General features: G+C 71.7%; 19 protein-coding genes and 1 tRNA gene. 10 read left to right on the plus strand and 10 right to left on the minus strand.

Going from position 1 to position 24824, the window contains the following annotated elements; translation table 11 throughout:
• Nucleotides 1-80: 80 nt before the first annotated feature.
• From DEI97_RS05290 to DEI97_RS05305, 4 genes are all read left to right on the plus strand, one after another.
• Nucleotides 81-157, plus strand: a tRNA-Pro gene (locus tag DEI97_RS05290).
• Nucleotides 158-193: 36 nt separating this feature from the next.
• Nucleotides 194-1537: a trigger factor gene (tig, locus tag DEI97_RS05295; protein WP_111075985.1), complete on the plus strand. Its 1344-nt coding sequence runs from the start codon at nt 194-196 to the stop codon at nt 1535-1537.
• A gap of 180 nt (nt 1538-1717) precedes the next feature.
• Nucleotides 1718-2347, plus strand: a complete 630-nt coding sequence (locus DEI97_RS05300; RefSeq protein ID WP_111075986.1) for an ATP-dependent Clp protease proteolytic subunit — start codon at nt 1718-1720, stop codon at nt 2345-2347.
• Nucleotides 2348-2373: 26 nt separating this feature from the next.
• Complete coding sequence (locus tag DEI97_RS05305; RefSeq protein ID WP_111075987.1) at nt 2374-3033, plus strand: ATP-dependent Clp protease proteolytic subunit; 660 nt, start codon at nt 2374-2376, stop codon at nt 3031-3033.
• Nucleotides 3034-3265: 232 nt separating this feature from the next.
• Here the strand turns inward: DEI97_RS05305 and DEI97_RS05310 are convergent, their stop codons facing one another.
• Nucleotides 3266-3943, minus strand: coding sequence for a copper resistance CopC family protein (locus tag DEI97_RS05310; protein ID WP_111075988.1), 678 nt, complete (start codon nt 3941-3943; stop codon nt 3266-3268).
• Nucleotides 3940-4692 (minus strand): YcnI family copper-binding membrane protein, encoded by a 753-nt coding sequence (locus tag DEI97_RS05315; RefSeq protein ID WP_111075989.1) that lies wholly within the window; start codon nt 4690-4692, stop codon nt 3940-3942. The genes DEI97_RS05310 and DEI97_RS05315 overlap by 4 nt, the downstream gene beginning before the upstream one ends.
• Before the next feature lie 185 nt (nt 4693-4877).
• Here DEI97_RS05315 and clpX point away from each other — a divergent pair, with 185 nt between their 5' ends.
• Nucleotides 4878-6158, plus strand: coding sequence for an ATP-dependent Clp protease ATP-binding subunit ClpX (gene clpX / locus DEI97_RS05320; RefSeq protein ID WP_110903996.1), 1281 nt, complete (start codon nt 4878-4880; stop codon nt 6156-6158).
• A gap of 99 nt (nt 6159-6257) precedes the next feature.
• Here clpX and DEI97_RS05325 read toward each other — a convergent pair whose 3' ends face one another.
• Together DEI97_RS05325 and DEI97_RS05330 are read right to left on the minus strand one after the other, a co-directional pair.
• Nucleotides 6258-8285, minus strand: a complete 2028-nt coding sequence (locus DEI97_RS05325) for a M3 family metallopeptidase (RefSeq protein ID WP_111075990.1) — start codon at nt 8283-8285, stop codon at nt 6258-6260.
• Between the two features lie 101 nt (nt 8286-8386).
• Entirely contained in the window at nt 8387-8968 is a 582-nt protein-coding gene (locus DEI97_RS05330; RefSeq protein WP_111076004.1) for a TetR/AcrR family transcriptional regulator, read from the minus strand.
• Nucleotides 8969-9101: 133 nt separating this feature from the next.
• Here DEI97_RS05330 and DEI97_RS05335 point away from each other — a divergent pair, with 133 nt between their 5' ends.
• On the plus strand, nt 9102-9941 hold the full coding sequence (locus tag DEI97_RS05335; protein WP_111075991.1) for an alpha/beta fold hydrolase: 840 nt from the start codon (nt 9102-9104) through the stop codon (nt 9939-9941).
• Between the two features lie 173 nt (nt 9942-10114).
• Here DEI97_RS05335 and DEI97_RS05340 read toward each other — a convergent pair whose 3' ends face one another.
• On the minus strand, nt 10115-11143 hold the full coding sequence (locus tag DEI97_RS05340) for a fibronectin type III domain-containing protein (protein ID WP_181439340.1): 1029 nt from the start codon (nt 11141-11143) through the stop codon (nt 10115-10117).
• Between the two features lie 147 nt (nt 11144-11290).
• Here DEI97_RS05340 and DEI97_RS05345 point away from each other — a divergent pair, with 147 nt between their 5' ends.
• The 3 genes from DEI97_RS05345 to DEI97_RS05355 all read left to right on the plus strand — a co-directional run bounded on the left by DEI97_RS05345 (nt 11291) and on the right by DEI97_RS05355 (nt 16004).
• Complete coding sequence (locus tag DEI97_RS05345; protein ID WP_146248228.1) at nt 11291-12547, plus strand: sensor histidine kinase; 1257 nt, start codon at nt 11291-11293, stop codon at nt 12545-12547.
• Nucleotides 12544-13191, plus strand: a complete 648-nt coding sequence (locus tag DEI97_RS05350) for a response regulator (protein ID WP_111075994.1) — start codon at nt 12544-12546, stop codon at nt 13189-13191. The genes DEI97_RS05345 and DEI97_RS05350 overlap by 4 nt, the downstream gene beginning before the upstream one ends.
• Before the next feature lie 89 nt (nt 13192-13280).
• On the plus strand, nt 13281-16004 hold the full coding sequence (locus DEI97_RS05355) for a M60 family metallopeptidase (protein WP_111075995.1): 2724 nt from the start codon (nt 13281-13283) through the stop codon (nt 16002-16004).
• A 106-nt stretch (nt 16005-16110) separates the two neighbouring features.
• Here the strand turns inward: DEI97_RS05355 and DEI97_RS05360 are convergent, their stop codons facing one another.
• Nucleotides 16111-16338 (minus strand): hypothetical protein, encoded by a 228-nt coding sequence (locus DEI97_RS05360; RefSeq protein WP_284158330.1) that lies wholly within the window; start codon nt 16336-16338, stop codon nt 16111-16113.
• Between the two features lie 139 nt (nt 16339-16477).
• Nucleotides 16478-19075 (minus strand): valine--tRNA ligase, encoded by a 2598-nt coding sequence (gene valS / locus DEI97_RS05365; protein ID WP_258376776.1) that lies wholly within the window; start codon nt 19073-19075, stop codon nt 16478-16480.
• 239 nt (nt 19076-19314) lie between these two features.
• Between valS and proP the strand changes: the two genes are divergently transcribed.
• Entirely contained in the window at nt 19315-20901 is a 1587-nt protein-coding gene (proP, locus tag DEI97_RS05370; RefSeq protein WP_258376777.1) for a glycine betaine/L-proline transporter ProP, read from the plus strand.
• Between the two features lie 256 nt (nt 20902-21157).
• On the opposite strand, the gene DEI97_RS05375 is transcribed toward proP, so the two are convergent.
• The 3 genes from DEI97_RS05375 to DEI97_RS05385 are packed head-to-tail and all read right to left on the minus strand — an operon-like array spanning nt 21158 to nt 24824.
• Nucleotides 21158-22780: an ATP-binding cassette domain-containing protein gene (locus tag DEI97_RS05375; RefSeq protein WP_111075997.1), complete on the minus strand. Its 1623-nt coding sequence runs from the start codon at nt 22778-22780 to the stop codon at nt 21158-21160.
• Nucleotides 22777-23703 carry an ABC transporter permease gene (locus DEI97_RS05380; protein ID WP_258376778.1) on the minus strand — a complete coding sequence of 309 codons (927 nt, stop codon included), beginning with the start codon at nt 23701-23703 and terminating at the stop codon, nt 22777-22779. Before DEI97_RS05380 ends, DEI97_RS05375 begins: the two co-directional genes overlap by 4 nt.
• Complete coding sequence (locus DEI97_RS05385; RefSeq protein WP_349814969.1) at nt 23700-24824, minus strand: ABC transporter permease; 1125 nt, start codon at nt 24822-24824, stop codon at nt 23700-23702. The genes DEI97_RS05380 and DEI97_RS05385 overlap by 4 nt, the downstream gene beginning before the upstream one ends.

A 24824-nucleotide genomic window follows, 5' to 3' on the forward strand; every position in this document is an offset into this window, starting at 1 on the left:
CTAGACTCGTCGAGGTCGCTGGGCTGGACTCGTCCTGCCCGCGCGCTGAACGGCGCACGCGACGATCCTGGCCCTCGTACCGGGGCGTAGCTCAGCTTGGTAGAGCGCCCGCTTTGGGAGCGGGAGGTCGCAGGTTCAAATCCTGTCGCCCCGACCAGGTCACATCGAACGTCAACCAACAGGAGAACATCCCTTGGCCACCAGCACCGTCGACAAGGTGAGCGACACCCGCGTCAAGCTCACCGTGAACGTGACGCCGGACGATCTCAAGCCGAGCATCGACCACGCGTACAAGCACATCGCAGAGCAGATCAACATCCCCGGCTTCCGCAAGGGCAAGGTCCCGCCGGCGATCGTCGACCAGCGCGTCGGTCGTGGCGAGGTCCTGAACCACGCCGTCGGCGACGCCATCGACACCTTCTACCGCCAGGCGGTGGACGAGCAGGAACTGCGCATCCTCGGCCGTGCCGAGGCGGACGTCGCCGAGCTCCCGAACGTCAAGGACTTCTCCGGCGACCTCGTCCTCACCTTCGAGGTCGACGTCCGTCCGGAGTTCGACCTGCCCGACTACAGCTCGTTCGAGCTGACGGTCGACGCGGTCGAGGTCTCCGACGACGAGATCGACGAAGAGCTGCAGAACCTCCGCACGCGCTTCGGCACCCTCGTCACCGTGGACCGTCCGGCCACCTCGGGCGACTTCGCCCAGCTCGACCTGACCGCCACCATCGGTGACGACGAGGTCGACTCGGCCACCGGCGTCTCCTACGAGATCGGTTCGGGCGACCTGCTCGAGGGCATCGACGAGGCGCTCGAGTCCCTCACCGCCGGCGAGTCCACCACCTTCGAGTCGAAGCTCGTCGGTGGCGACCGCGAGGGCGAGACCGCCCAGATCGCCGTGACCGTCACCGCCGTCAAGGAGCGCGAGCTCCCCGAGGCCGACGACGAGTTCGCCCAGATCGCGAGCCAGTTCGACACGCTCGACGAGCTCAAGGCGGACCTCAAGGAGCAGATCGCCAAGTCGAAGACCTTCGGCCAGGGCGCTGCCGCTCGCGACAAGCTCGTCGAGCAGCTCCTCGAGTCGGTGGAGATCCCGATCTCCGAGAAGCTCATCGAGGACGAGGTCCACCGTCACCTCGAGCAGGAGAACCGTCTGGAGGACGACGAGCACCGCAAGGAGGTCGCCGAGTCCAGCGAGAAGGCCTTCCGCTCGCAGATCCTCCTCGACTCCATCGCCGAGAAGGAGCAGATCCAGGTCTCGCAGGAAGAGCTCACGCAGTACCTGATCCAGGCCGCTGCGCAGTACGGCATGGAGCCGGCCGAGTTCATCAAGGTCATCGACCAGAACGGCCAGATCCCCGGCATGGTCGGCGAGGTCGCTCGCTCGAAGGCCGTCGCCACGGTCCTGTCGAAGGTCACCGTGAAGGACACCGACGGCAAGCCGGTCGACCTCTCCGCGTTCACCGCGGGTGTCGCCGAGGACGCCGACGACGAGTCGACCGACACGGACGACGAGTCGGCCGAGGCCGACGCGAAGTAGTCGCGACCATCCGCACGAACGGGAGGCACGGTGCCAGCTGGCACCGTGCCTCCCGTTCGTTCCCCCGCACGTCTCGACCGCGTTCCCTGACCTGCTGACCGCCGACAGCGAACACACGCGACCACGTGCGTTGCAACCGATAAGTTCGACAACAAGCGACAACTGAACGGGAGCTTTTCCATGGCCGAAGCAACACTGAACCCCAGTGTTTTTGACCGCCTTCTGAGAGACCGGATCGTGTGGCTCGGCTCCGAGGTCCGCGACGACAACTCGAACGAGATCGCAGCCAAGCTGCTGCTGCTCGCCGCCGAGGACCCTGAGAAGGACATCTACCTCTACATCAACTCGCCCGGTGGCTCGATCACCGCCGGCATGGCGATCTACGACACGATGCAGTTCGTGCCGAACGACATCGTCACGGTGGGCATCGGCCTCGCCGCCTCGATGGGGCAGTTCCTGCTCTCGTCCGGCACGCCCGGCAAGCGCTACATCACGCCGAACGCACGCGTGCTCCTGCACCAGCCGTCCGGTGGGTTCGGTGGCACCGCTGCCGACATCCAGACGCAGGCGAAGGTCATCCTCGACATGAAGCAGCGCATGGCGGAGCTGACTGCCGAGCAGACCGGCAAGTCCATCGAGCAGGTCCTCAAGGACAACGACCGCGACAACTGGTTCTCGGCGCAGGAAGCCCTGGAGTACGGCTTCGTCGACCACCTCCGCGCCTCGTCCGCCGAGGTCGTCGGTGGTGGCGGAACCGTCAACGACGGCGAGACGCAGACCCCTGCGGCCGAGCCCGACGCCCAGTCCTGATCACCACCGAAGAAAAGGAAACGAGAATGCATCTCCCCATGCTCGGTGGCGCGCAGAACGTCCCGGCCCCCTCTGATCGGTACATCCTCCCGAGCTTCGAAGAGCGCACGGCCTACGGCTACAAGCGTCAGGACCCGTACGCGAAGCTCTTCGAGGACCGCATCGTGTTCCTCGGCGTGCAGGTCGACGACGCGTCCGCGGACGACGTCATGGCCCAGCTGCTCGTGCTCGAGTCGATGGACCCCGACCGCGACATCGTGATGTACATCAACTCGCCCGGTGGCTCGTTCACCGCGATGACGGCGATCTACGACACGATGCAGTACATCCGTCCGCAGATCCAGACGGTCTGCCTCGGTCAGGCGGCCTCGGCCGCGTCGGTGCTCCTGGCCGGCGGCACGCCGGGCAAGCGCCTGGCGCTCCCGAACGCCCGTGTGCTCATCCACCAGCCTGCCGTCCAGCAGGGTGGTGGCCAGGCGTCCGACATCGAGATCCAGGCAGCGGAGATCCTCCGTATGCGCACCTGGCTCGAGGAGACGCTGTCGAAGCACTCGAACAAGACGCCGGCCGAGATCAACCACGACATCGAGCGCGACAAGATCATGTCCGCGCAGGAAGCCGTGGAGTACGGCCTGATCGACCAGGTCCTCACCAGCCGCAAGAACCTCCCCGCGCTCGTCAAGTAGCGCTCGGTACGACGACGGCCCCGCACCTCATCGGTGCGGGGCCGTCGTCGTTCCGGGGCTCGGGGTCGTCATCGGGGAGCGGACCCGCCACGCCCGCATGCGTCTCGCCGAGTGGTCACGAACGGTCGCTCTGGCGAGGCCAGTCCGACGATTCGTGACCGCTCGGCGGAGGTGAGCGGGGTGTCCCGACCGGTCGGGACGACGCCGGCGGACGTGTCGGCGCGCGTGCCGGTCAGTCCTCGTCGGCGTCGTCAGCGGCGGGCGCCGGGCGACGACGGACGAGCAGCAGGACCGCGACGACGGCGGCCACGACGACGAGCCCGCCGGCACCGATCCACAGTGCGTCGGACGTCGTCGACGCCGAGGTGCCGGACTCCGTGCCCGTCGTGCTCGCCGCGGCGGTCGAACCGTTGCCCGCGGTGGCACAGGTCGGCGGCTTGGTGGTGCCGGTGGCGGGGGTGAAGCCCGCCGGGGCCTTCCACGTGAAGTCGTACGAGTCCGAGACGGTGTGCCCGTCGGCCGAGATGATCTGCCACTCGGCCTGGTACTTGCCGGACTTGCCGAGCGCGGCCGCGGTGGACATCGTCGGGCCCTCGACGTCGACGCAGCCGTTCTCGAAGTACCGGCCGTCCGGACCCACGATGCGGAACGCGAACCCGGAGTCGGTGTCGCCGATGTCGAGCAGGCGGTCGTTCGTGGTGATCGCGAACGTCTTGGGCAGTTCGGTCAGCGTGCTGTTCGACGCCGGGGTGGCCGCGATGACGTAGTTGTGCGCGCTGGCCGGGGCCGCGAGGCCGAGCACCGCACCACCCACGAGCGCGAGGGCGGCGAGCGTCCGGGCACCGAGCCTCCCGGCCCGGACCCGGCGGCGCACCGCCGGACGCGTGCCCGGCCGCTCGCCCGTCGTCACTTGCTGGTGCCGCGTCGGCGCGTGGCGGCGACCGAGACGACCAGCGCGACGGCGCCCAGGAGCAGACCGCCGAGGCCGAGGAAGCGGCCGACCAGGTCCGGGTCCGCCGGGACGGAGGTGGACGAGCTGGAGGCCGTGGTCGCGGTGGCCTCGTCGGACTCGGTCGACGCGGTGGTGCCGTGCTCGTCGTCGCCTGCGGCCGCGGCGGTCAGCGTGATGGTCGGCGCAGGGTGCTCCGGCTCGGCCTGCCCGGCCTTGGTGGCCTGGTCCCACTCGGTGGAGCCCTTCTCGCAGGTCTGCGTGACGGGCATCGACACCGTGTCGCCGGCCTTGCCGTCGGGCAGGGAGAACGAGAGCGAGAAGGTGTCGCGCTCGTCGGCGGGGAGCGGGGTCTTCGCGGTGTACGTGACGCTGGTGACGCGCTCGGCGGCGGCTTCGGCCTCGTCCTCGTCGGAACCGGCGGCGGAGCTCGGGGCCGTGTAGGGCTCGGTGGCCTTCGTGATGGTCCAGTTCGGGTTCACGGTCGGCGTGACCTCGATCACGGACTCGGGAACGTGGAACTGGAGCTTCGTGGTGGGGGAGCCGTCGCAGCCGTGCGGCACGGAGAACGTGACGGTGGTGTACGAGTTGACGGCGGTCGACGACGCTTCGGCCTCGACGTGGGCGCTGGCCGAGGCCGCGGTGCCGAGGACGATGGCGGCGGCGACGCCGAGGGTCACGACACCGCCGGTGGCGAGGCGCTTCTGCATGGTTCCTCCAGGAGCCGTTCTCTACAACTTGTAGAGAAACGCCCCTCACGCTACCAGGCCGACCACGCCCTGGGCGAACGCGGCCGGGGGTCCCCGACTGTGTCCCTGGTTGCGGTTAGGCTCGGTCCCACGACGACCTCGTGGACCGCACTGGCGGTGCACGTCGACCAGGGAAGGCCGAGAGCATGGCACGCATCGGAGAGAGCGCCGACCTCCTGAAGTGCTCCTTCTGTGGGAAGAGCCAGAAGCAGGTACAGCAGCTGATCGCCGGACCCGGCGTCTACATCTGCGACGAATGCGTCGAGCTCTGCAACGAGATCATCGAAGAGCGCCTTGCCGAAGCGGGCGAAGACACCGGCAGCGGCGAGTTCGACCTGCCGAAGCCGCGCGAGATCTTCGACTTCCTGCAGGAGTACGTCATCGGGCAGGACCCGGCCAAGCGCGCACTCGCGGTCGCCGTCTACAACCACTACAAGCGCATCCGGGCGCAGGGGCAGATCACCGCCGCCGAGGACCGCGACGACGTCGAGATCGCCAAGTCGAACATCCTGCTCATCGGCCCGACCGGCTGTGGCAAGACCTACCTGGCGCAGACCCTGGCCAAGCGACTCAACGTGCCGTTCGCCGTCGCGGACGCCACCGCCCTGACCGAGGCCGGGTACGTCGGTGAAGACGTCGAGAACATCCTGCTCAAGCTGATCCAGGCGGCCGACTACGACGTCAAGCGCGCCGAGACCGGCATCATCTACATCGACGAGGTCGACAAGATCGCGCGGAAGGCCGAGAACCCCTCGATCACCCGCGACGTCTCCGGCGAAGGCGTGCAGCAGGCGCTGCTCAAGATCCTCGAGGGCACGGTCGCCTCGGTCCCGCCGCAGGGCGGTCGGAAGCACCCGCACCAGGAGTTCATCCAGATCGACACGACGAACGTGCTGTTCATCGTCGCCGGGGCGTTCGCCGGGCTGGAAGAGATCGTCTCGTCGCGCGTCGGCAAGCACGGCATCGGCTTCGGTGCCCAGCTGCACAGCCCGACCGACCACCAGGACCTCTACTCCGAGGTCCTGCCGGAGGACCTGCACAAGTTCGGCCTGATCCCCGAGTTCATCGGTCGTCTGCCCGTCGTCACCACGGTGTCGAAGCTCGACCAGGCCGCGCTCATGCAGATCCTGACCGAGCCGAAGAACGCCCTGGTGCGCCAGTACCAGCGGATGTTCCAGATCGACGGCGTCGAGCTCGAGTTCGACCACGCGGCGCTCGAGGCGATCGCCGACCTGGCGGTGCTCCGCCAGACCGGTGCCCGCGGCCTCCGCGCGATCATGGAAGAGGTCCTCGGGCCGATCATGTTCGACGTCCCCTCGGACGACGACGTCGCCCGTGTGGTCGTCACCCGGGCGTCGGTGCTCGAGAACGCGGCGCCGACGATCGTGCCGCGGTCCGCACCGAAGCGCGTCGAGAAGTCCGCGTAGTCGAACGCACCCCGAACGCACAGCGCAACCCGAACGAACGAGCGCGCCCCGTCCTCGACGGGGCGCGCTGTTGCGTTCGGGGTCGTGGGGCCCGGGCGGCTACTCCAGGCCGCGGCGACGCAGCAGCGGTCCGACCTCGGCGTCGCGGCCGCGGAACTCACGGTAGGCCTCGAGCGGGTCCTTCGCGCCGCCGACGCCGAGCACCAGCCGCGCGAAGCGTCCACCGGCCTCGCGGGACAGTCCGCCGTGCTCGCGGAACCACTCCACGGTGTCGGCGTCGAGCACCTCGCTCCAGATGTACCCGTAGTAGCCGGCGTCGTACCCGCCGGAGAACGTGTGCGCGAAGTACGTCGACGAGTAGCGGGGCGGGACGGCCGGGGCGTCGATGCCGGCGGCGACCAGGGCCTCCCGTTCGAACGCCTCGACGTCGGTGACCGCAGCGGCCTCGGCGGCGGTGAGTCGGTGCCAGGCCTGGTCGAGCAGCGCGGCGGCGAGGTACTCGGTCGTGCCGAACCCCTCGTTGAACCCCTCGGAGTCGCTGAGCCCCAGGACGAGCTCGGGCGGCATCGACGCACCGGTCTCGTGGTGCTTGGCGTAGTTCGCCAGGACCGACGGCCACGTGACCCACATCTCGTTCACCTGCGACGGGAACTCGACGAAGTCGCGCTCGACGTTCGTGCCGGAGAACCGCGGGTACGTCGTCCGGGCGATCAGCCCGTGCAGGGCGTGGCCGAACTCGTGGAACAGGGTCTCGACCTCGTCCTGCGTCAGCAGGGTGGGCGAGCCGGCCGCGGGCTTCGGGACGTTGAGGTTGTTCACGACGACGGGCAGTGTGCCGAGCAGGTGCGACTGCTCGACGACGGGGTTCATCCACGCGCCACCGCGCTTGCCGTCGCGCGTGTACAGGTCGAGCAGGTAGAGCCCGACCGGGGCTTCCTGCTCGTCGACGACCTCGAAGACGCGGACCTCGTCGTTGTAGCCGTGCAGGTCCGGGCGCTCGGTGAACCGCAGGCCGTAGAGGGCGCCCGCCGCGTGGAAGACGCCGTCGCGCAGGACCCGGTCGGCCTCCAGGTACGGGCGGAGCGCGCTGCTGTCCGCGGCGAACTGTGATCCGCGGAGGACCTCGGTGGCGTACGCCCAGTCCCAGGACTCGACCTCGTACCCGACGGTGCGGGAGCGTGCCTCGCGTTCGTCGCGGGCGTTCCCGACGGCGGCGGTGACCAGGGAGGACAGGAGGCCCGCCACGGCTTCCGGGGTCCGTGCGGTCTCGTCCGCGGTGACGACCGACGCGTGGTCGCGGAAGCCCAGCAGTTCGGCACGCTCGGCGCGGAGGCGGACGATGCGCAGCAGGACGTTCCGGTTGTCGAAGGCGTTGCCACGACGGCCGCGCGAGAGCGAGGCTTCCATGATCCGCTGGCGCAGGCCACGGTCGGTGAGCGTCGCGAGCCACGGGTGTCCGGTGTAGAGCGGCAGGGTGACGAGCCAGCCGTCGAGACCACGGTCGGCGGCTGCACCAGCGGCGGCGGACTTCGCGCCGTCGTCGAGGCCGGCGAGTTCGGACACGTCGGTGACGTGCACCGCGGCGTCGTTGGTGTCCTCGAGCAGGTTCCGCTCGAAGGTCGTCGTGAGGGTCGACAGCTCCTGGTTGATCGCGGTCAGGCGTTCCTTGCCCGCGTCGTCGAGTCCGGCGCCGGCGAGGGTCATCTCGGTCAGCGTGCGTTCGGCGAGGCGGCGGTCCTCCTCCGAGCGGCCGGCGGTCGCATCGAGGGCGTCGTGCACGGCACGGACCCGTGCGTACAGGCGCCCGTCCAGGACGATGGCGTCGCGGTGGGCGGCGAGGAGCGGGGACAGCTCGGCCTCGAGGTCGCGCAGCTCGTCGGTGGAGTCGGCCGAGGTGACGGTGGAGAAGACCATCTCGACCCGCTGGAGCAGCTGCCCGGCACGTTCGAGCGCGACCAGGGTGTTCTCGAAGGTCGGCGGTTCCGGGTCGGTGGCGATCGCCTCGACCTCGGCACGGTGTTCGGCCATGCCCGCGTCGAAGGCCGGCCGGTAGTGCTCGGTCCGGACGTCGTCGAACGGGGGGAGGGCGTAGGGGAGGGTGCTCGGTCCATCGAACGGAGTGGCCATCGCCCCAACCTAGCGATGCGAGCGGCGGGCGGGTGACCGGACCGGCAGCGGGCGGGTGCCCGAACCGGTGCCGGGTCCGCCGGGCGCCGGGTCCGCCGGCCTCAGTGCGTCGCGGCGTCGATCAGCACGGCAGCCGCTCGGCGGGCGTGCACGGCCGCCTCGGTCGTCCCCGCGATGGCCGCGGTGGTCTGGGCCCCTTCGGCCAGCAGCGCGAGCTGTGCTGCGAGCTCCTCGGCGCGTTCGGCGTCCGGGACGGCCTGCGCCGTGATCCCGGCGACGAAGCGCTGGAACGAGTCCTTGTGCGCGCGGGCGATCTCGGCGATGGCGGGGGAGGTCGCGCCGAGCTCCCCGAACGCGTTGATGAAGCCGCAGCCGCGGAAGGTCTCGTCCCCGAACCAGGACTCGAGGAAGTCGTAGACGGCGAGCAGTTGCGCACGAGGGCCGTCGGCGGCGTCGACCGCGGCCCGGATGCCCTGCTCCCAGAAGTCGTGACGGCCGGCGAGGACGGCGGCGATGAGCTGCTCCTTGCCGGGGAACGCGGCGTAGAGCTTCTTCAGCGAGACTCCGGCGGTGGAGCGGATCTCGTCCATGCCGACCGCCTGGATGCCGCGCGTGTAGAAGAGCGCGTCCGCGGTCTCGACGATCCGTGCTGCCGTCTCGGGTTCGACCGTGCTCGTCGCCATGTCCATGCTCCGTCCACTCGGTGTCCACGACGACGGGGTTGCGTCGGGAACGATCGTTCTCTAGTGTAGGCGACACCACCGGAGAACGACCGTTCTCTGGACGGCCTCAGTGCACTTCACCAGGAGGAACACCATGGGATCCATCACCGTCGGGACCGAGAACAGCGTCGACATCGCGCTCCACTACGAGGACAAGGGCCAGGGTCAGCCCGTCGTCCTGATCCACGGCTTCCCCCTGGACGGCAACTCGTGGGAGGGCCAGGTGCCCCCGCTCCTCGACGCCGGGTACCGCGTCATCACCTACGACCGCCGCGGTTTCGGTCAGTCGTCGCAGCCCTCGACCGGCTACGACTACGACACCTTCGCCGACGACCTGCACACCGTCCTGACGACCCTCGACCTGCAGGACGTGATCCTGGTCGGCTTCTCGATGGGCACCGGCGAGATCGCCCGCTACATCGGTCGCCACGGTCAGGACCGGATCGCCAAGGTCGCGTTCCTGGCCTCGCTCGAGCCGTACCTGGCCGTCACCGACGACAACCCCGACGGTGCCGCCCCGATGTCCTTCTTCGAGGGTGTCTCCGCCGACGTCGCGAAGGACCGCTACGCGTACTTCACGTCCTTCTACGAGGGCTTCTTCAACCTCGACGAGAACCTCGGCCGCCGGATCTCCGAGGAGCAGGTGCGGAACGCCTGGAACGTCGCTGCCGGCTCCGGTGCGATCGCGTCCGTTGCCGCTCCGCTGACCTGGCCGACGGACTTCCGTCAGGACATCCCGAAGGTCACCGTGCCCGCGCTCATCGTGCACGGCACCGCGGACAACGTCCTGCCCATCGAGGCCACCGGGCGTCGCTTCACGAAGGCCCTGCCCGCCGCCCGCTACGTCGAGATCGAGGGCGCCCCTCACGGCCTCCTCACCACACACACCGCCGAGGTCAACGCGGTGCTGCTCTCCTGGCTCGCCGAGTCCTGATCCCTCGGCGATCCCGGTCCGGCGTCCGCGCCTGACCGGCTCCGGAACCGGCCTGGTGCCGCGGTGGTCCCGCGACGCCAGGCCGGTTCCGTCCGTTGATCTCCGGACGGGAGGCCCGGGTCGGCCCCGCCAGGTTGCCCGGCTCGCGCGGTCCGCGCGCCCGGCTCGCGCGGTCAGCGCGCGGTGGTGAACGCGACCCGGTCGGAGGTCGTCTCGTGACCGGACCGGTCGTACGCCAGGACGGCGACCTCGTAGTCGGTACCTGCGGTGAGGCGGTCGACGATGACCGACGCCTGGCGCGGGTTGCCGATGACGTGGGCGCGGATGAGCTCGCCGTCCTGGAAGAGCAGGACCTGGTGGCCGAGCAACTCGGGCGTGACCGGCGAGTTCCAGTTGACGATGACGCGGTCGGACTGCTCGGTGTTCACGTGGACGTCCGCCGGGGTGGCGGGCCCGGCGACCGACGGGTCGGCGGCCGTGGTGAACGAGACGGCTTCGGCGGCGCTGACGTTGTCGTCCGAGTCCCGAGCGGTGACGACGATCTCGTAGTCGCGGTCCGGGTCGAGGCGGTCGACGACCTGGCTCGTGCGGTGGGCGCCGGGTACGGGGTACTCGCGGATCACGTCGCCGTCGCGCAGGAGCGTCACGGTGTACAGGATGCCGGGGCCGTCGTCGGTGCTCGGGGTCCAGTTGACGGTCACCCGGTCGTGTGCGACGTCGGTGACGTGGACGTCGCCCGGCGTGGTCGGTGCCTGACCCTGGTCCTCGGCCGCCGAGCAGCCGCCGACCGCGGCGCCACCGAGGTCGCAGCCCTGGACGGTGAGGGCGCTCGACCCGTCACCGGCGATGCCGAACGAGACGTACTCGCTCATGCCCGCTGCCAGTGCGCCGTTCTTCGGCGTGAGCGTCACGCGGTCGCCGTCGACCTGTGCGTCCACGTTCCAGTCGGAGTGGTTCTCGAACGACCCGTTCGGCACCGAGAACGTCAGCTCCCAGTCCGACGCACCCGCGGTCGGGTTCGTGATGACGAACTGACCGCTGCTGTAGTGCTGGCTGCCGTCCCACATCTGGAGCTGGCCTGCGGTGCCGGTCGCGGCCTCCTGGGTCGGTGCGGCCGAGGCGACGGACGGGGCGAGCAGCGTGCACCCGATCATCGCGGCGGTCATCGCGGCGGTGGCGAGGGTGGAGGAGCGGAGGGACATCAGGATGCCTTTCGGAGGGGAACGTCCGCCGGAGCGGATCGTGTCCGCCGGTGCGGACGTCGACCATCGTGCAGCGTGCCCGGGCCGGCGGGGCGTCTCCGGAAGTCGACAGGAAACCATCGCTGCTGCTTGGTCTACACTCGATACGTGATATCCAACATGTCGACTGATGCGACGATCGATCGTCCGTTCCGCCCGCTCGAACGACTCGTCGAGACGCCGTCGGACCGCCTCCGTCGGATCGCGCGCATCGGCGCCGTCGTCCTGCCGGTGGCCGTCACCGGCTACAGCGTCTGGTACGACGCCCTCGCGGCTCAGGCTGCGCCGGACCTCCTGCAGGTGCTCGTGTTCGTCATCGGCGGGCTGTCGCTGTACGCCGTGCACCGCTGGCCGCTGCTGCCGACGGCAGTGGCCCCGATCGTCTGGGCGATGACGGGCTCGTGCTCGTTCGTCGTCGTCATGAGCGCCGTGGTCGCCGCGCGCCGGGGACGCGGCTGGTGGGTCGTCCTCGGCGTCTTCACCGTCCTGCACCCCCTCGGGCTGGTGCCGGACCCGTGCATGTTCCGGGCCGGCCACGTCGCGGTCCCCGCCGAGTCCGCGCCCCTCGTCGCCGTCGTGCTCCCCGCCCTGGTGGGTGGCGCCGTCGGTGAGGCGCGTCGGGTGGTCGGCGCCCGGGAGGAACGGCTCCGGCTGCAGGCCGCCGCCGCAGCCGCGCGGGCGGCCGACGTCGTTGCGCAGGAGCGGCTCCGCCTCAGCCGCGACCTGCACGACGTCGTGGGACAGGGGGTGAGCCGGATGACGCTCCACGCCACGGCGCTCGCTGCCCAGAGCGATGACGAAGCGACCCGTCGTCTCGCCACCCGCATCGCCGACAGCGGCGCCGGTCTGCTCGAGGACCTGCACTTCGTCGTCGGTCTGCTCCGGAACACCGAGGCGCAGTCAGGCACCCGCCAGCCCGCGGTGCCTGATGCCGCCACCCTCGCGACACCGTCCTGGCAGGAGTCCTTCGACGCGGCGCTCGAGGACGGTCAGGACGTCGTCCGCCGGGGACCCGCCGCCGGACCGCTCGCCCGGACCGCGGGGCTCGACACCCGGTGCGCCGCGGTCCTCGACGCGGTCGCCGCCGAGGCCCTGCACAACGCACGGAAGCACGCTCCGGGCAGCATGGTCGAGGTCACCGCAGCCCTGCTGCCGGACCGCCTGGAGGTGACCTTCCGGAACGCCGTCCCGTCGCGCTCCGATGCGGCCGGCGTCGCAGCGCGCGGCGGGCTCCCCGACGCCCGCCGGACCGGGGGCCACGGGCTGGCGGTCGCCGCCGAACGCGCGGCCGAGGTCGGCGGTCTCCTCCGACACATCCGGACGCCGGACGGCCGCTTCCGTCTCGACCTCGAGCTGCCCCGATGACCCGCGTGCTGCTGGTGGACGACGACGACGACATCCGGTCGAGCCTCCGGATCGTCATCGAGTCCGAGCCCGGGCTCGTCGTGGTGGCGCAGTGCAGCGACGGCGAGCGTGCCGTGGCCACAGCCCGGCGCCTCCGGTGCGACGTGGCCGTGGTCGACCTGCGGATGCCCGGCATGGACGGGATCGAGACGACCCGGCGGTTGCGCGAGTGTCCGGCAGCTCCGGCCGTCCTCGTCCTGACCGCGTTCGACGACGGCGACGACGTGCTCCGCGCCCTCGCGGCCGGCGCCTCCGGGTTCCTGCTCAAGGGCACACGCCCGCACGAACTTCCCGCCGCGATCGTGGACGTCGCCGCCGGACGGTGTGTGCTGGCACCCGCGGTCGCCGACGCCGTCGTCCGTCGTGCCGTGGCCCGCGACCACGAGGAGCAGCCGCTGCCGTTCGACGACCTTGGGGACCTCACCGACCGGGAACGCGAGCTCGTCGTCGCCGTGGGGGAGGGGCTGACGAACGCGCAGATCGCCGGGCGGCTCGGCGTCACCGCGACGTCGGCGAAGACCTACGTCTCCCGCGTCCTCGACAAGCTCGGCCTGCAGAACCGCACGCAGCTCGCCATCGCCGCACATCGCGCCGGTCTCGTCTGAGCCCGGCCGTCACCATTCGGAGACGTGGCTCGTGCCGGGGACGCCCGGACCATGGGAGGACCGTCCCGTCACACCGAGGAGTCCTGCCGATGTCGTCCCGTCCCCACCGCCGACCCCGTCCGCGCGCGCTGCCCGCACTGGCCTGCCTGCTCGCCGGGTCCGTCCTGTTCGCCGACCCGGCCGTCGCGCTGGACCGGGCAGCGCCCACGACCGCCGGCTCCGGCTCGGGCTCGGTCTCCGCCTCGCTCGAGCTGTCGGACGCGACCGCGTGGTACGCCGGCGGACAGTTCGTCGTCCGGAACACCGGTGAGACACCGGCCGGCTGGCAACTCCGGTTCCGGGTCACCGGTGGTGCCTTCGACAGCTGGGCGAGCTGGATGGCGGACACCGAGCAGCACGGCGACGAGGTCACCATCTCGGCGAAGCGCGGCCAGGAGCTCGCGCCCGGCGCCACCGCGAACCTGTCCTTCGGCATGACCGGCGACGGCTCGGTCGTCCCGGCGGTGCAGGCGTGCAGCATCGACGGCACCGACGTGGCCGGCTGCGCCCCGGACGACGACAGCGACGACGGCGAGGGCGGCAGCGGTCCGGAGGTCCCCGCCGAGGACACCGTCGCGCCGAGCACCGTGCCCGACTTCGCCGGCGACCCCGTCGACGCGCACACCGCTCGCCTCCGGTGGGCCGCGGCCACCGACGACCGCGGCGTCGACGGGTACGTCGTGACCCGTGCGGGTGCCGCCCCGACGCACCTGCCGGCGGACGCGCGGGAGGCCCGGATCGCCGACCTGCCCGACGGCACCGCCGTGCGGTTCACCATCAGCGCGGTCGACGCCGCCGGCAACACCGGTCCGGCGGCCACCACCACGGTCACGACCCCGGAGGCACCGACGCCCCCGCAGCACCTCGTCGTCGCGCCGTCCCACTCGGTGGTCCCGGTCCGTGCCCTCGGGGACGCCGAGGCCGCACGTCGTGCCGAGGGACGCTCGTACCGTCACTCGGCACACGAGCCCACCGGTCGTTCCGTCACCGCCGGCGACACCGTCACGATCACGGTCCCGGCGGGCGTCTCCGGGCTCTCCGCACGCTTCGGTCTGTACGGCGTGTACGCGGGCCTCAACGGCGGGAAGGACGTCGGCGTGCAGACGGTCCCGCTGCAGCCGGGCGTGAACCGCCTGACCGTGCCGAAGAGCGGGCCGGTCCACCTCCTCGACACCGCTGCCGAGGGCTCCCGGACCACGACCGTGCGCGTGGACGGCGGAGCCCCGATGGCGACCTTCGTCGAGGGCGAGACGACCGAGGCGCAGTTCGCCGAGCGGATGGCGTCGTCGACCGCGCCGATCGTCGAGCTCATCGGCGACGACGTCCTCGTGCAGGTGCAGAAGCCGATCGCCCAGCGTTGGCTGCTCGACCGGGGCATCCAGGTCGGCCCCCGCGTCCGGATGCTGGAGCGGTTCGTCGCGAAGACCGACGCCGTGTTCGGGCTCGACCGGGCCGCGACCGGGGCAGCACACCGGGCACCGCAGCGTGTCCTCGTCACCAACCCCGACACCGGGGGTGGCTACGCGAGCGCGTCCCACGACTGGATCCGCTTCCAGAACGACACCGGCGCGATGCGGGACCTGCTGTCGAAGGCGCCGGCCGACCAGTGGGCGTTCTGGCACGAGGTCGGGCACACGTACCAGCCCGACTGGATGAACTGGGCCGGCCTGGGCGAGGTGTCCGTCAACGTCTCCGCCCTGGCGAACCAGGAGCACCTCACCCCGGGTGTGAACCGGCTCGACGACGCGGCCACCCGGAAGAAGGCGGCCACGTTCTTCGCACTGCCCCAGGCCGAGCGGCACTTCGACCGTCAGGACATCTGGCTGCGCGTGCTGATGTTCGACCAGCTCCGCCGGGCCTTCGGGGACGACGTGTACGGCCGGATCGCCCAGCAGTTCCGCGTCGACCGGGCGCTCGGTGCGACGGTGCCGAGCACCTCGGACACCGCGGCGCGCAAGCAGCAGTTCGCCCTGGTCGCCTCCGAGGTCACCGACCGGGACCTCACCGCCTTCTTCGACGCCTGGGGGCTGGGACTCACCGACCAGACGCGCGCCGCGATGGCCGAGCGCCCCGACCCGGCGTTCGACCTCACCACCAACCACGACCGCCGGACCGACCGTCTGGACCACGTCGTCCGGCACACCGTCCCGACGGGCGCGGTGCAGGTGACGGGGACCGCGACCTACGGGCAGCGGACCGCGGGCGGAGCGCTCGAACTCACGACCATCCCCGGCCCCGACGTCACGGTCGGACGGACCCGGCTGCAGACCCTGGCCGTCGGGACGGGCGCCGGGTCGGCCCACGTCGAGTTCCTCGCCGCGGACGGTACCCCCGACGTCGTCCGCGTCCCGGTCGACGTCCGGCGCGGCACCATGGTGCAGTACCGCGGTCTCGGTGACACCGTGATCGCCGAGCTCGTCCTCGACCCGGCGAGCGGCACCCTCTGGCTGCACAAGGCCGGCGGTGGCACGACCGCCCACGGGAACTTCTCCACCCGGTACGCCGGTGCCCGCGTGGTCGAGGCCGACGGCACCACCGTCACCGACGGCTGGCTCCGGGGTGTCGAGACCGCGGGTGCCTTCGCGGCGCGCTTCGGCGAGGTCGCGGTCCACGACGGGCAGTTCCTGGTGCTCGACCACCTCGAACCGGGGAACCGTCTGCTCCGCTGGAGTGCGGACACCGCCCTCGGGCGGGACACCGCCACGCGGCAGGCGTACCGGATCGAGGGCGGTGCGCTCGTCCCGGTGCCGGTCGAGTCGGTGCCGAAGCGCTGACCGCGCAGCGCTGACCGCGCAGCGCTGACCGCGCAGGACGGACGCCGGACGGCCGGGATGACCATCACGTCACCCCGGCCGTCCGGCGTCTGCGCAGTCCGACGACTCAGTCCTCGGACCCCGCGTCGTCCGGGTCGGTCACCTGCGCGTGCCCGAGCGGGTCAAGGTGGATCGACGTCCCGTCGTCCAGCTCGACCATCGGCTTGCCCTCCAGGAACGTCAGCGTCCACCGCCAGGTCGATGCGTCGACCGACTGCGCCGCCAGGTCGTCCTCGACACCGCGCACGGCGACGACCATCGTCTCGGGCAGTCGCGCGGGCGGTTCCGCGCCCACGTTCCATCGCGTTCCCAACTGCATCCGTGCCTCCAGTCCGTGTCGGCGGAGCCGCGTCGACGGCGGAGTCCGCCGCGACGACGGACGCCCCGCCCGTGTCTCCACGGTAACGGGGCGTCCGGTGTCCGGTCCGTCAGGATCAGGCCGGGGGCTGTTCCGCCAGCTCGATCTCGACGACGGCGAACTCGTCACCGTCGACGAAGGCCAGGTCCTGGATCCGGCCGACGGCCGCCAGGTCCACGGCCGCGCGCTCGACCAGCTCGCGGACGGCGGCGGGTGCCTGCACGACGGCGCGTGTCACCGGCGTCTTCTGGGACGCCTTCGCCGCGGTCTTCGCCCCGCGGATGCCGATCAGCGCCTGGCCGACGGCCGCGAGCAGCCCGGTCTCGGCCTGGTCGACCGGCAGGTCGGCACGGACCGGCCAGGAGGCCCGGTGCACGCTGGTGTCGTGGGTCCAGGCCCACACTTCCTCCGTCGCGTACGGGAGGAACGGTGCCAGCAGGCGGAGCAGGACGTCGATCGCACCGCGGAGCGCGAGGACCGCACTCGCCTGCGTCTCGTGGCCGGCGTCCGGGGCGGTGCCGTACGCACGCTCCTTGACGAGCTCGAGGTAGTCGTCGCAGAAGGTCCAGAAGAACCGTTCGGTGACCTCGAGCGCCCGGGCGTGGTCGTACGCGTCGAACGCGGCGGTGGCCTGGTCGACGACGGTGCCGAGCGCGGCGAGCATGTCGATGTCGAGCGCCTCGGTCACCTGGTGGGCGCCGGTGGGCAGCTCGAAGCCGTAGACGAACTTCGCCGCGTTGAGGACCTTGATCGCCAGACGGCGGCCGACCTTGATCTGCTTCGGGTTCTGCGGGTCGAAGGCCGCGTCGGTACCGAGCTTCGACGAGGCCGCCCAGTAGCGGACGGCGTCGGCGCCATGTGCCTCGAGCACGGACAGCGGCGTGACGACGTTGCCCTTCGACTTCGACATCTTCTTGCGGTCGGGGTCGACGATGAAGCCGGAGATCGAGGCGTTCTTCCAGGGCACCACGTCGGCCTCGAGCTGGCTGCGGAGGACTGTCGTGAACAGCCAGGTCCGGATGATGTCCTGCGCCTGCGGGCGGACGTCGTACGGGTACACCAGGTCGTAGAGCGCCGGGTCGGTCTCCCACTTGCCGGCGAGCTGCGGGGTGAGGGACGAGGTCGCCCAGGTGTCCATCACGTCGAGCTCGCCCTGGAACCCACCGGCGACACCACGCTGCGACTCGTCGAACCCGGGGGCCGGGTCGGACGACGGGTCGACGGGCAGCTGCGCCTCGGTCGGGACGATCGGCTGGTCGAACACCGGGTTGCCGTCCGCGTCGAGGGGGTACCAGACCGGGATCGGCACACCGAAGAAGCGCTGGCGCGAGATCAGCCAGTCGCCGGACAGGCCGCCGACCCAGTTCTCGTAGCGGACCTTCATGAAGTCGGGGTGGAACGCGATCTGGTCGCCGCGCTCGAGCAGCGTCTGCTTGAGCTTCTCGTCACGGGCGCCGTTGACGATGTACCACTGGCGGGTGGAGACGATCTCGAGGGGCTTGTCGCCCTTCTCGAAGAACTTCACCGGGTGGTTGATGGTCTTCACGTCGCCGACCAGCTCGCCGGACTCGGTCAGGGCGTCCACGACGACCTTCTTGGCGGAGAACACGGTCTTGCCCGCCATCTCGGCGTAGAGCGCACGACCCTCGGCGGACTCGATCCAGGCCGGCTCGTCGGACCGGATGCGGCCGTCGAAGCCGATCACCGAGCGGTTCGGCAGCTGCAGTTCGCGCCACCAGACGACGTCGGTGGTGTCACCGAACGTGCAGATCATCGCGATGCCGGCGCCCTTGTCCTTCTGCGCCAGGTGGTGTGCGAGCACCGGGACCTCGACGTCGAAGAGCGGGGAGCGCACGGTCGTGCCGAAGAGGTCCTGGAACCGCTCGTCGTCGGGGTGTGCGACGAGGGCGACGCAGGCCGGCAGGAGTTCCGGGCGGGTGGTCTGGATGACGACGTCGCCGCTGCCGTCGCTCTTGTGGAAGGCGAGCCCGTGGTAGGCGCCGGGCATCTCCTTGTCCTCGAGCTCGGCCTGCGCGACCGCGGTGCGGAAGGTCACGTCCCACAGCGTCGGGGCGTCGGCCTGGTAGGCCTCGCCACGCTCGAGGTTGCGGAGGAAGGCACGCTGGGCGCTGGCACGGGAGGTCGCGTCGATCGTGCGGTACGACTGCGTCCAGTCGACGGACAGGCCGAGCGTGCGGAAGAGCTCCTCGAACTGCTGCTCGTCCTGCACGGTCAGCTCGTCGCACAGCTCGATGAAGTTGCGGCGCGAGATCGGCAGCTGGTCGGCGGCCTTGCTCGACTTGCCGTCACCACCGGCGAACGGCGGGGTGAAGTCGGGGTCGTAGGGGAGCGACGGGTCGCAGCGGACGCCGTAGTAGTTCTGCACGCGACGCTCGGTGGGGAGACCGTTGTCGTCCCAGCCCATCGGGTAGAAGACGTGCTTGCCCCGCATGCGCTCGAACCGGGCCTTGAGGTCGGTGTGCGTGTACGAGAACACGTGCCCGATGTGCAGCGAGCCGGAGGCGGTCGGCGGCGGGGTGTCGATCGAGTAGACGGCGGACCGGTCGCCGGCGGCGTCGCGGTCGAAGCGGTAGGTGCCGTCCTGCTCCCACTGCGGCCCCCAGACCTGCTCGAGTCCGTCCACCGATGGCTTGTCGGGCATGGGCTTGGTCATGGCTGCGCCTTCCGTTCGTATGTGCGGCACCGAGTCCGTGATGAGGTGCCTGAGTGTCCCCGCGTGGTGCGGGTGCGGTCCTCAGCGTACCGGTCGGCCGTGCCGGACAGGCCACCTGCTAGGCTTCCTGGGTTTGTCCGGCGAGCGCGGTTCGCAGGACGCCAGTGTCGCTGTCTCGCCGGATGCCCGGCCGTCCCGCCGGGAGCCCGAAGGACGCCACAGCACACCGGAGGAACACCTTGCCAGCCAACGACACACCCCAGCAGCAGCACGGCGATCGCCCGCTGCGGACGAAGGGCGCCGTGAAGCGTGCTCGACGGAAGCTGACCGAGGACGACGTCACCGTCGTCGAGGAGTCGATGCTCAAGCGTGCCGTCGCCGCAGCGGCCCTCGGCAACGCGATGGAGTGGTTCGACTTCGGCATCTTTGCCTACCTGACGGTGACGATCTCGCAGGTGTTCCTGCCGGCGGGCGACCCGGCGTCGAACATCGTCGCCACCTTCGGGTTCTTCGCCGCCGCGTTCATCGTCCGCCCGATCGGTGGTGCGGTCTTCGGCCCGATCGGCGACAAGATCGGCCGCCAGAAGGTCCTCGCGCTGACGATGATCCTGATGGCCGCCGGCACGCTGATGATCGGCCTGATCCCGTCGTACGACACGATCGGCGTCTGGGCACCGATCCTGCTGCTCGTCGCCCGCTTCGTGCAGGGCTTCTCGACCGGTGGTGAGTACGGCGGCGCCGCGACCTTCATCGCCGAGTACTCCCCGGACAAGCGCCGCGGGTTCATGGGCTCGTGGCTCGAGTTCGGCACGCTCGCCGGGTACGTGCTCGGTGCCTCGATCGTCACCGGCCTGCAGTTCGGCCTGTCCGAGGACGCCCTGCTCAGCTGGGGCTGGCGCATCCCGTTCATGATCGCCGGTCCGCTCGGCCTGATCGGGCTCTACCTGCGGCTGAAGCTCGAGGAGACCCCGGCCTTCCAGAAGCAGCAGGAGCAGGCCGCCGAGCGCGAGTCGCAGAAGACGCCGTTCCTCAAGCTCTTCGCCGAGAACTGGCGCTCGCTGATCATCTGCATCGGGCTGGTCCTGGTCTTCAACGTGACCGACTACATGCTGCTGTCGTACATGCCGACCTACCTGGAGCAGAACCTCGGACAGAACGCGACGTTCGGGCTCATCCTGATCGTCGTCGTGATGCTGCTGATGATGGTCGTCATCACCTTCGGTGGTCGGCTGTCGGATCGCTTCGGCCGCCGTCCGGTGCTCGCCGCGGGCTGCATCGGCTTCATCGTGCTGTCCTGGCCGGCGCTCAAGCTCGTCCAGTCGGGCACCGGGGTCGGGGTGTTCTCCGGCCTGCTCATCCTCGGCGTGGTCCTGGTGACCTTCACGTCGACGATGCCGTCCACGCTGCCGGCGCTGTTCCCGACGATCATCCGCTACGGCGCCCTGGCCATCGCGTTCAACGTGTCGGTGTCGCTGTTCGGGGGGACCACCCCGCTCGCCACCGCCGGGCTCATCAAGTGGGCGCAGGACGCCGGCTACGGCTGGGCCGAGGACATCCCCGCGTTCTACCTGATGCTGGCCGCCGTGATCGGGCTCGTGGCGGTGTACTTCACGAAGGAGACCGCCGCGTCGCCGCTGATGGGCTCCGGGCCGACGGTCGGGTCCGAGGACGAGGTCGCCGGGGTCATCGACGACTACAACGACCCGACGTCGGAGCTCGCGCAGTCCGACTGGGCGAAGGAGTTCTCGACCAGCCAGATCCCGATCGTGACCGCCGACGGTCCTGTCGGCGACGGTGCCCAGGACAAGGCAGCCGCCGGTTCCTGACCCGCACCACACGCCCTGGAGGCCCGACCCGCGTCACGCGGGTCGGGCCTCCGTCGTGTGGGTGGCCGGTCCGGCACCCCGTCCCGCTCGCCCTGCCCCGCGCACCCCACCCCACCCCGCGCCGAGCCTCGCCTGGGCGGACAAGTTTCGCCGTCGCGACGGCGAAACATGTCCGCCAGGCCGAGGCTCGGCGGCCGGACGGCGGCCGGCGGCGCGGACGGCGGCCGGGCGGCCGCAGGGCCGGCGGCCGACGCCGTCAGGCGGCCGGGCCGGCGGCCAGCCGCTCGGCGGCACGCACGAGCCGCTGCGTCACCGCGTGCTCAGGGCGGCCGAAGACGGCCTCGGCCGGACCGTGCTCGACCACGGCACCCTCGTGGACGACGAGCACCTCGTCCGCCAGGCGCCGGACGGCCCGCAGGTCGTGCGACACGAACACCATCGCCACACCCGTGTGGTCGCGCAGCCGTTCGAGCAGGCCGAGCACCGCGTCCTGCACGGTCGCATCGAGTGCGGTGACCGGTTCGTCGAGCACCAGGACCTCGGGTTCGGTGGCCAGCGCCCGGGCGATCGCCAGCCGCTGCCGCTGCCCGCCGGACAGCGTGCGGGGCGAGCGGGTCCGGAGGCCCGGGTCCAGGTCGACCTGTCGCAGTGCGGCGTCGACACGGTCACCCAGCGCACCGGTCGCCCGCCGTGCGCGCCCGCCGCTCAGGGCGTCGGCGAGGACACGGTCCACGTCCCACCGCTCGTCGAACGTCGCGCCGGGGTCCTGGACGACCGCGGCCATCCGGTGTCGGCGTGCACGACGGTCGCGCTCGGGGAGTGGTGCCCACGCCTCGCTGTCGAGCGTGACCGTGCCGACGTCGGGCGTCTCGAGTCCGAGGAGCATCCGCGCCACCGTGGTCTTGCCGGAGCCCGATGCCCCGACGACCCCGAGCACCCGGCCGGCCGCGACCCGGAGCGAGACGTCGGCGACGGCTGCGACGCCCGGGTAGGACCGCTGGAGTCCCGTGGCGGCGAGCACCGGCAGCGCCGAGCGACCGGCCGCCGACGACGCGCCCGCAGCGCCGGCGGCACCGGCCACCGGCGTCGACCGGCCCACGGGCGTCGACCGGGCTGCACGCACCAGGGCCTGCGTGGCGGGGTGGACCGGGGCCTCCAGGACGGACGCGGTCGGACCCTCCTCGACGATGCGGCCGGCGTCCATCACGGCGACCCGGTCCGCCCACCCCACGACCAGGCCGAGGTCGTGCGTGACGACGAGCAGCCCGGTACCCCGCTGTTGCGCCGCCCGTAGCTGCTCCATCACGCGGAGGGCGATTCCGGCGTCGAGGGCCGTGGTCGGTTCGTCCGCCACGAGCAGCCCGGGGCGACCGATCGTCGCGGCGGCGATGAGGGCACGCTGTCGCATCCCGCCGGACAGGGTGCCCGCGGTACGGCCGTCGGCGGCGAGTGCAGGGTCGAGTCCGACGGCCTCCAGTTCGGCGCGCACCGCCTCGACGCGCTCGCGTGCCGACAGGTCGGTGTGCAGGCGGAGGGCGTCGGCGACCTCGCGCCCGACGCGACGCAGCGGGTCCAGGGCGCCCAGGGCCTCCTGGCCGACGTAGCCGACGTGACGTCCGCGGACCGCGCGCCACCGGCGTTCCGACAGGCCGCGGACGTCCTGGTCCCCGACGGTCAGTCGGTCGGCTGTGACCCCGGCACCGGTGGCGGACAGGCCGAGCGCGGCCCGGACCGTGACGGACTTGCCGGAGCCGGAGGCGCCGACGAGGGCGACGCACTCGCCCGGCGCGACCCGGAGGGAGACGTCCGTGACGACGGGGACGCCGTCGATCGTGACCGAGAGGCCGACGACGTCGAGGGCGCCAGCCTGGCCGCTCACCGTGCCGCTCCGGCACGGCGGAGAGCCCGGCCGAGCACCGTGACGGCGGTCGCCAGGACCACGATCGCCAGGCCCGGGAACGTGCTCATCCACGGTGCGGTCGCCAGGTAGGTGCGGCCGTCGGCGAGCATCGCACCCCACTCCGGAGCCGGCGGCGGTGTGCCGACGCCGAGGTAGCTGAGCGCCGACGCCCACACCACGGCCTGGCCGATGCCGAGCGTACCGACGGCGACGACCGGCCAGAGCGCCGCCGGCAGCACGTGCCGGACCACGACGGTGGCGGGGGAGCGGCCGAGCAGGACCGCGGTCTCGACGACCTGCGACGAACGAGCGGTCCGGACCAGTCCGCGGACGATCCGGGCGTACCCGGGGGCCGTGGCGAACCCGACCGCGAGCATCGCCGGCACCGGTCCGGGCCCGGTGACCGCGATGACGACGAGTGCGACCAGGAGCAGCGGGAGGGCGAAGGCGACCTCGGTCACACGCCCCACGACGGCGTCGACGACCCGGCCGCCGAGTCCGGCGAGGACCCCGAGGACAACCCCGGTCCCACCGCCGACCAGGGTCGCGACGACGCCGACCAGCAGCGACGCCCGCGTCCCCGCGACCACCCGTGCCAGGACGTCACGTCCGGACTCGTCGGTGCCGAAGAGGTGGCCGGCGCCGGGCGGCAGGAGCGCCTGGGACGGGTGCACCGCGAGCGGGTCGGCGCCGCCGAGCAGCGCCGGCCACAGGGCCGCCACGACGGCGACCGCCACCACCACCGCGGCGACGGTCCCTGCCGGGCCGAGCGTCCCCCCACGGAACCGCTCGGATCGGCGTCCGGCGCGGACGCCGGGGCCCGGGGACGGCGTGCTGCCGGGCACACCGTCGATGCTGCTGCGGCGTCCGGCCGGGAGGCCCGGGTCGACGATCCCGCTCACCGCGCCACCGCCTCGTCGGACGTCGCGCCGCCGCGGTCCGGTCCGGTGCCGCGGTCCGGTCCGGCGTCGCGGTCCGATCCGGTGCCGCGGGCCTGGCCGGCACCGCGGGCCTGGTCGCCGCGGCGGTCGCCCCGGTCGCTGCCGCGCGGGTCGACCGCCCGCTCGACGAGGTCCGCCACCGCGAGCACCACCACGTAGGCAGCCGCCGACACGAGGGCGATCCCGGCGACGAGGGGCATGTCCCGCTGCGTCACGGCGGTGACGAGTGCACGCCCGATGCCGGGCAGCGCGAACACCGACTCGACGACCACGGCCCCGGACACCAGCGACCCGAAGGCCCAGGCCGACAGCGCGATGCCGGGCAGGGCCGCGTGCCGGAGCAGGTGGCGGCCGAACAGCCCCGCGCGGGACTCGCCGCGACCCCGGGCCGCGAGTGCGAACGCCGAGCGCTGCGCGTCCACGACGCCGTCACGGATCGTCTCGGCCAGGTACCCGGCGACCGGCACCGCCACGACGAGCACCGGCAGCACCCAGCCGCGGACGGTCCCGTCGCTGACCGCGGGCACCCATCCCAGGCTGCTGGCGAAGACGACGATGAGCACGCTGCCGAGCCAGAAGTGCGGCATCACGCTGGCGGTCACCGACAGCCCGGTGGTCAGCAGCGCCGCGACCCGACCGCGCTGCGTCGACCACCACGCGGCGACGACCGCGAGCAGCCAGGCGACGACGAGCCCGGCGACCGCCAGGGTCAGCGTCACCGGCAGCTCCTGCGCCAACAGCGTCGACACCGGCGTCCGGAACGCGTACGAGTCGCCGAGCTGCCCGGTCGCCAGCCGTCCGAGGAACACCGCGTACTGCACGAGCACCGGTCGGTCCAGGCCGTACTCGTGGCGGACCTGCGCCACCGCCTCGGCCGAGGCCTGCGACCCCGGACCGCCGAGGATCGCGAGTGCCGGGTCACCGGGGATCAGGCGGATGGCGACGAACACGATCGTCGCGACCGCCCAGAGGACGCCGACGCCGCCGAGGAGCCGGCGCACCGCCCAACGCGCCCACCCGGCGGCGGGGGAGCTGCGGGGCGGGCGGGCACCGGGCCTCCCGGCCGTCACCGGACCGTGCAC

Origin of the sequence: Curtobacterium sp. MCLR17_032 (genome assembly GCF_003234795.2) — a bacterium.
Classification (GTDB): Bacteria; Actinomycetota; Actinomycetes; order Actinomycetales; family Microbacteriaceae; genus Curtobacterium.

Excerpts from the sequence above, each read along its gene's own strand:
- DEI97_RS05300 (WP_111075986.1), top strand. The coding sequence starts at position 1,718 with ATGGCCGAAGCAACACTGAACCCCAGTGTTTTTGACCGCCTTCTGAGA.
- DEI97_RS05305 (WP_111075987.1), top strand. The coding sequence starts at position 2,374 with ATGCATCTCCCCATGCTCGGTGGCGCGCAGAACGTCCCGGCCCCCTCT.
- DEI97_RS05315 (WP_111075989.1), bottom strand. The coding sequence starts at position 4,692 with ATGCAGAAGCGCCTCGCCACCGGCGGTGTCGTGACCCTCGGCGTCGCC.
- clpX (WP_110903996.1), top strand. The coding sequence starts at position 4,878 with ATGGCACGCATCGGAGAGAGCGCCGACCTCCTGAAGTGCTCCTTCTGT.
- DEI97_RS05325 (WP_111075990.1), bottom strand. The coding sequence starts at position 8,285 with ATGGCCACTCCGTTCGATGGACCGAGCACCCTCCCCTACGCCCTCCCC.
- DEI97_RS05330 (WP_111076004.1), bottom strand. The coding sequence starts at position 8,968 with ATGGCGACGAGCACGGTCGAACCCGAGACGGCAGCACGGATCGTCGAG.
- DEI97_RS05335 (WP_111075991.1), top strand. The coding sequence starts at position 9,102 with ATGGGATCCATCACCGTCGGGACCGAGAACAGCGTCGACATCGCGCTC.
- DEI97_RS05340 (WP_181439340.1), bottom strand. The coding sequence starts at position 11,143 with ATGTCCCTCCGCTCCTCCACCCTCGCCACCGCCGCGATGACCGCCGCG.
- DEI97_RS05350 (WP_111075994.1), top strand. The coding sequence starts at position 12,544 with ATGACCCGCGTGCTGCTGGTGGACGACGACGACGACATCCGGTCGAGC.
- DEI97_RS05355 (WP_111075995.1), top strand. The coding sequence starts at position 13,281 with ATGTCGTCCCGTCCCCACCGCCGACCCCGTCCGCGCGCGCTGCCCGCA.
- valS (WP_258376776.1), bottom strand. The coding sequence starts at position 19,075 with ATGACCAAGCCCATGCCCGACAAGCCATCGGTGGACGGACTCGAGCAG.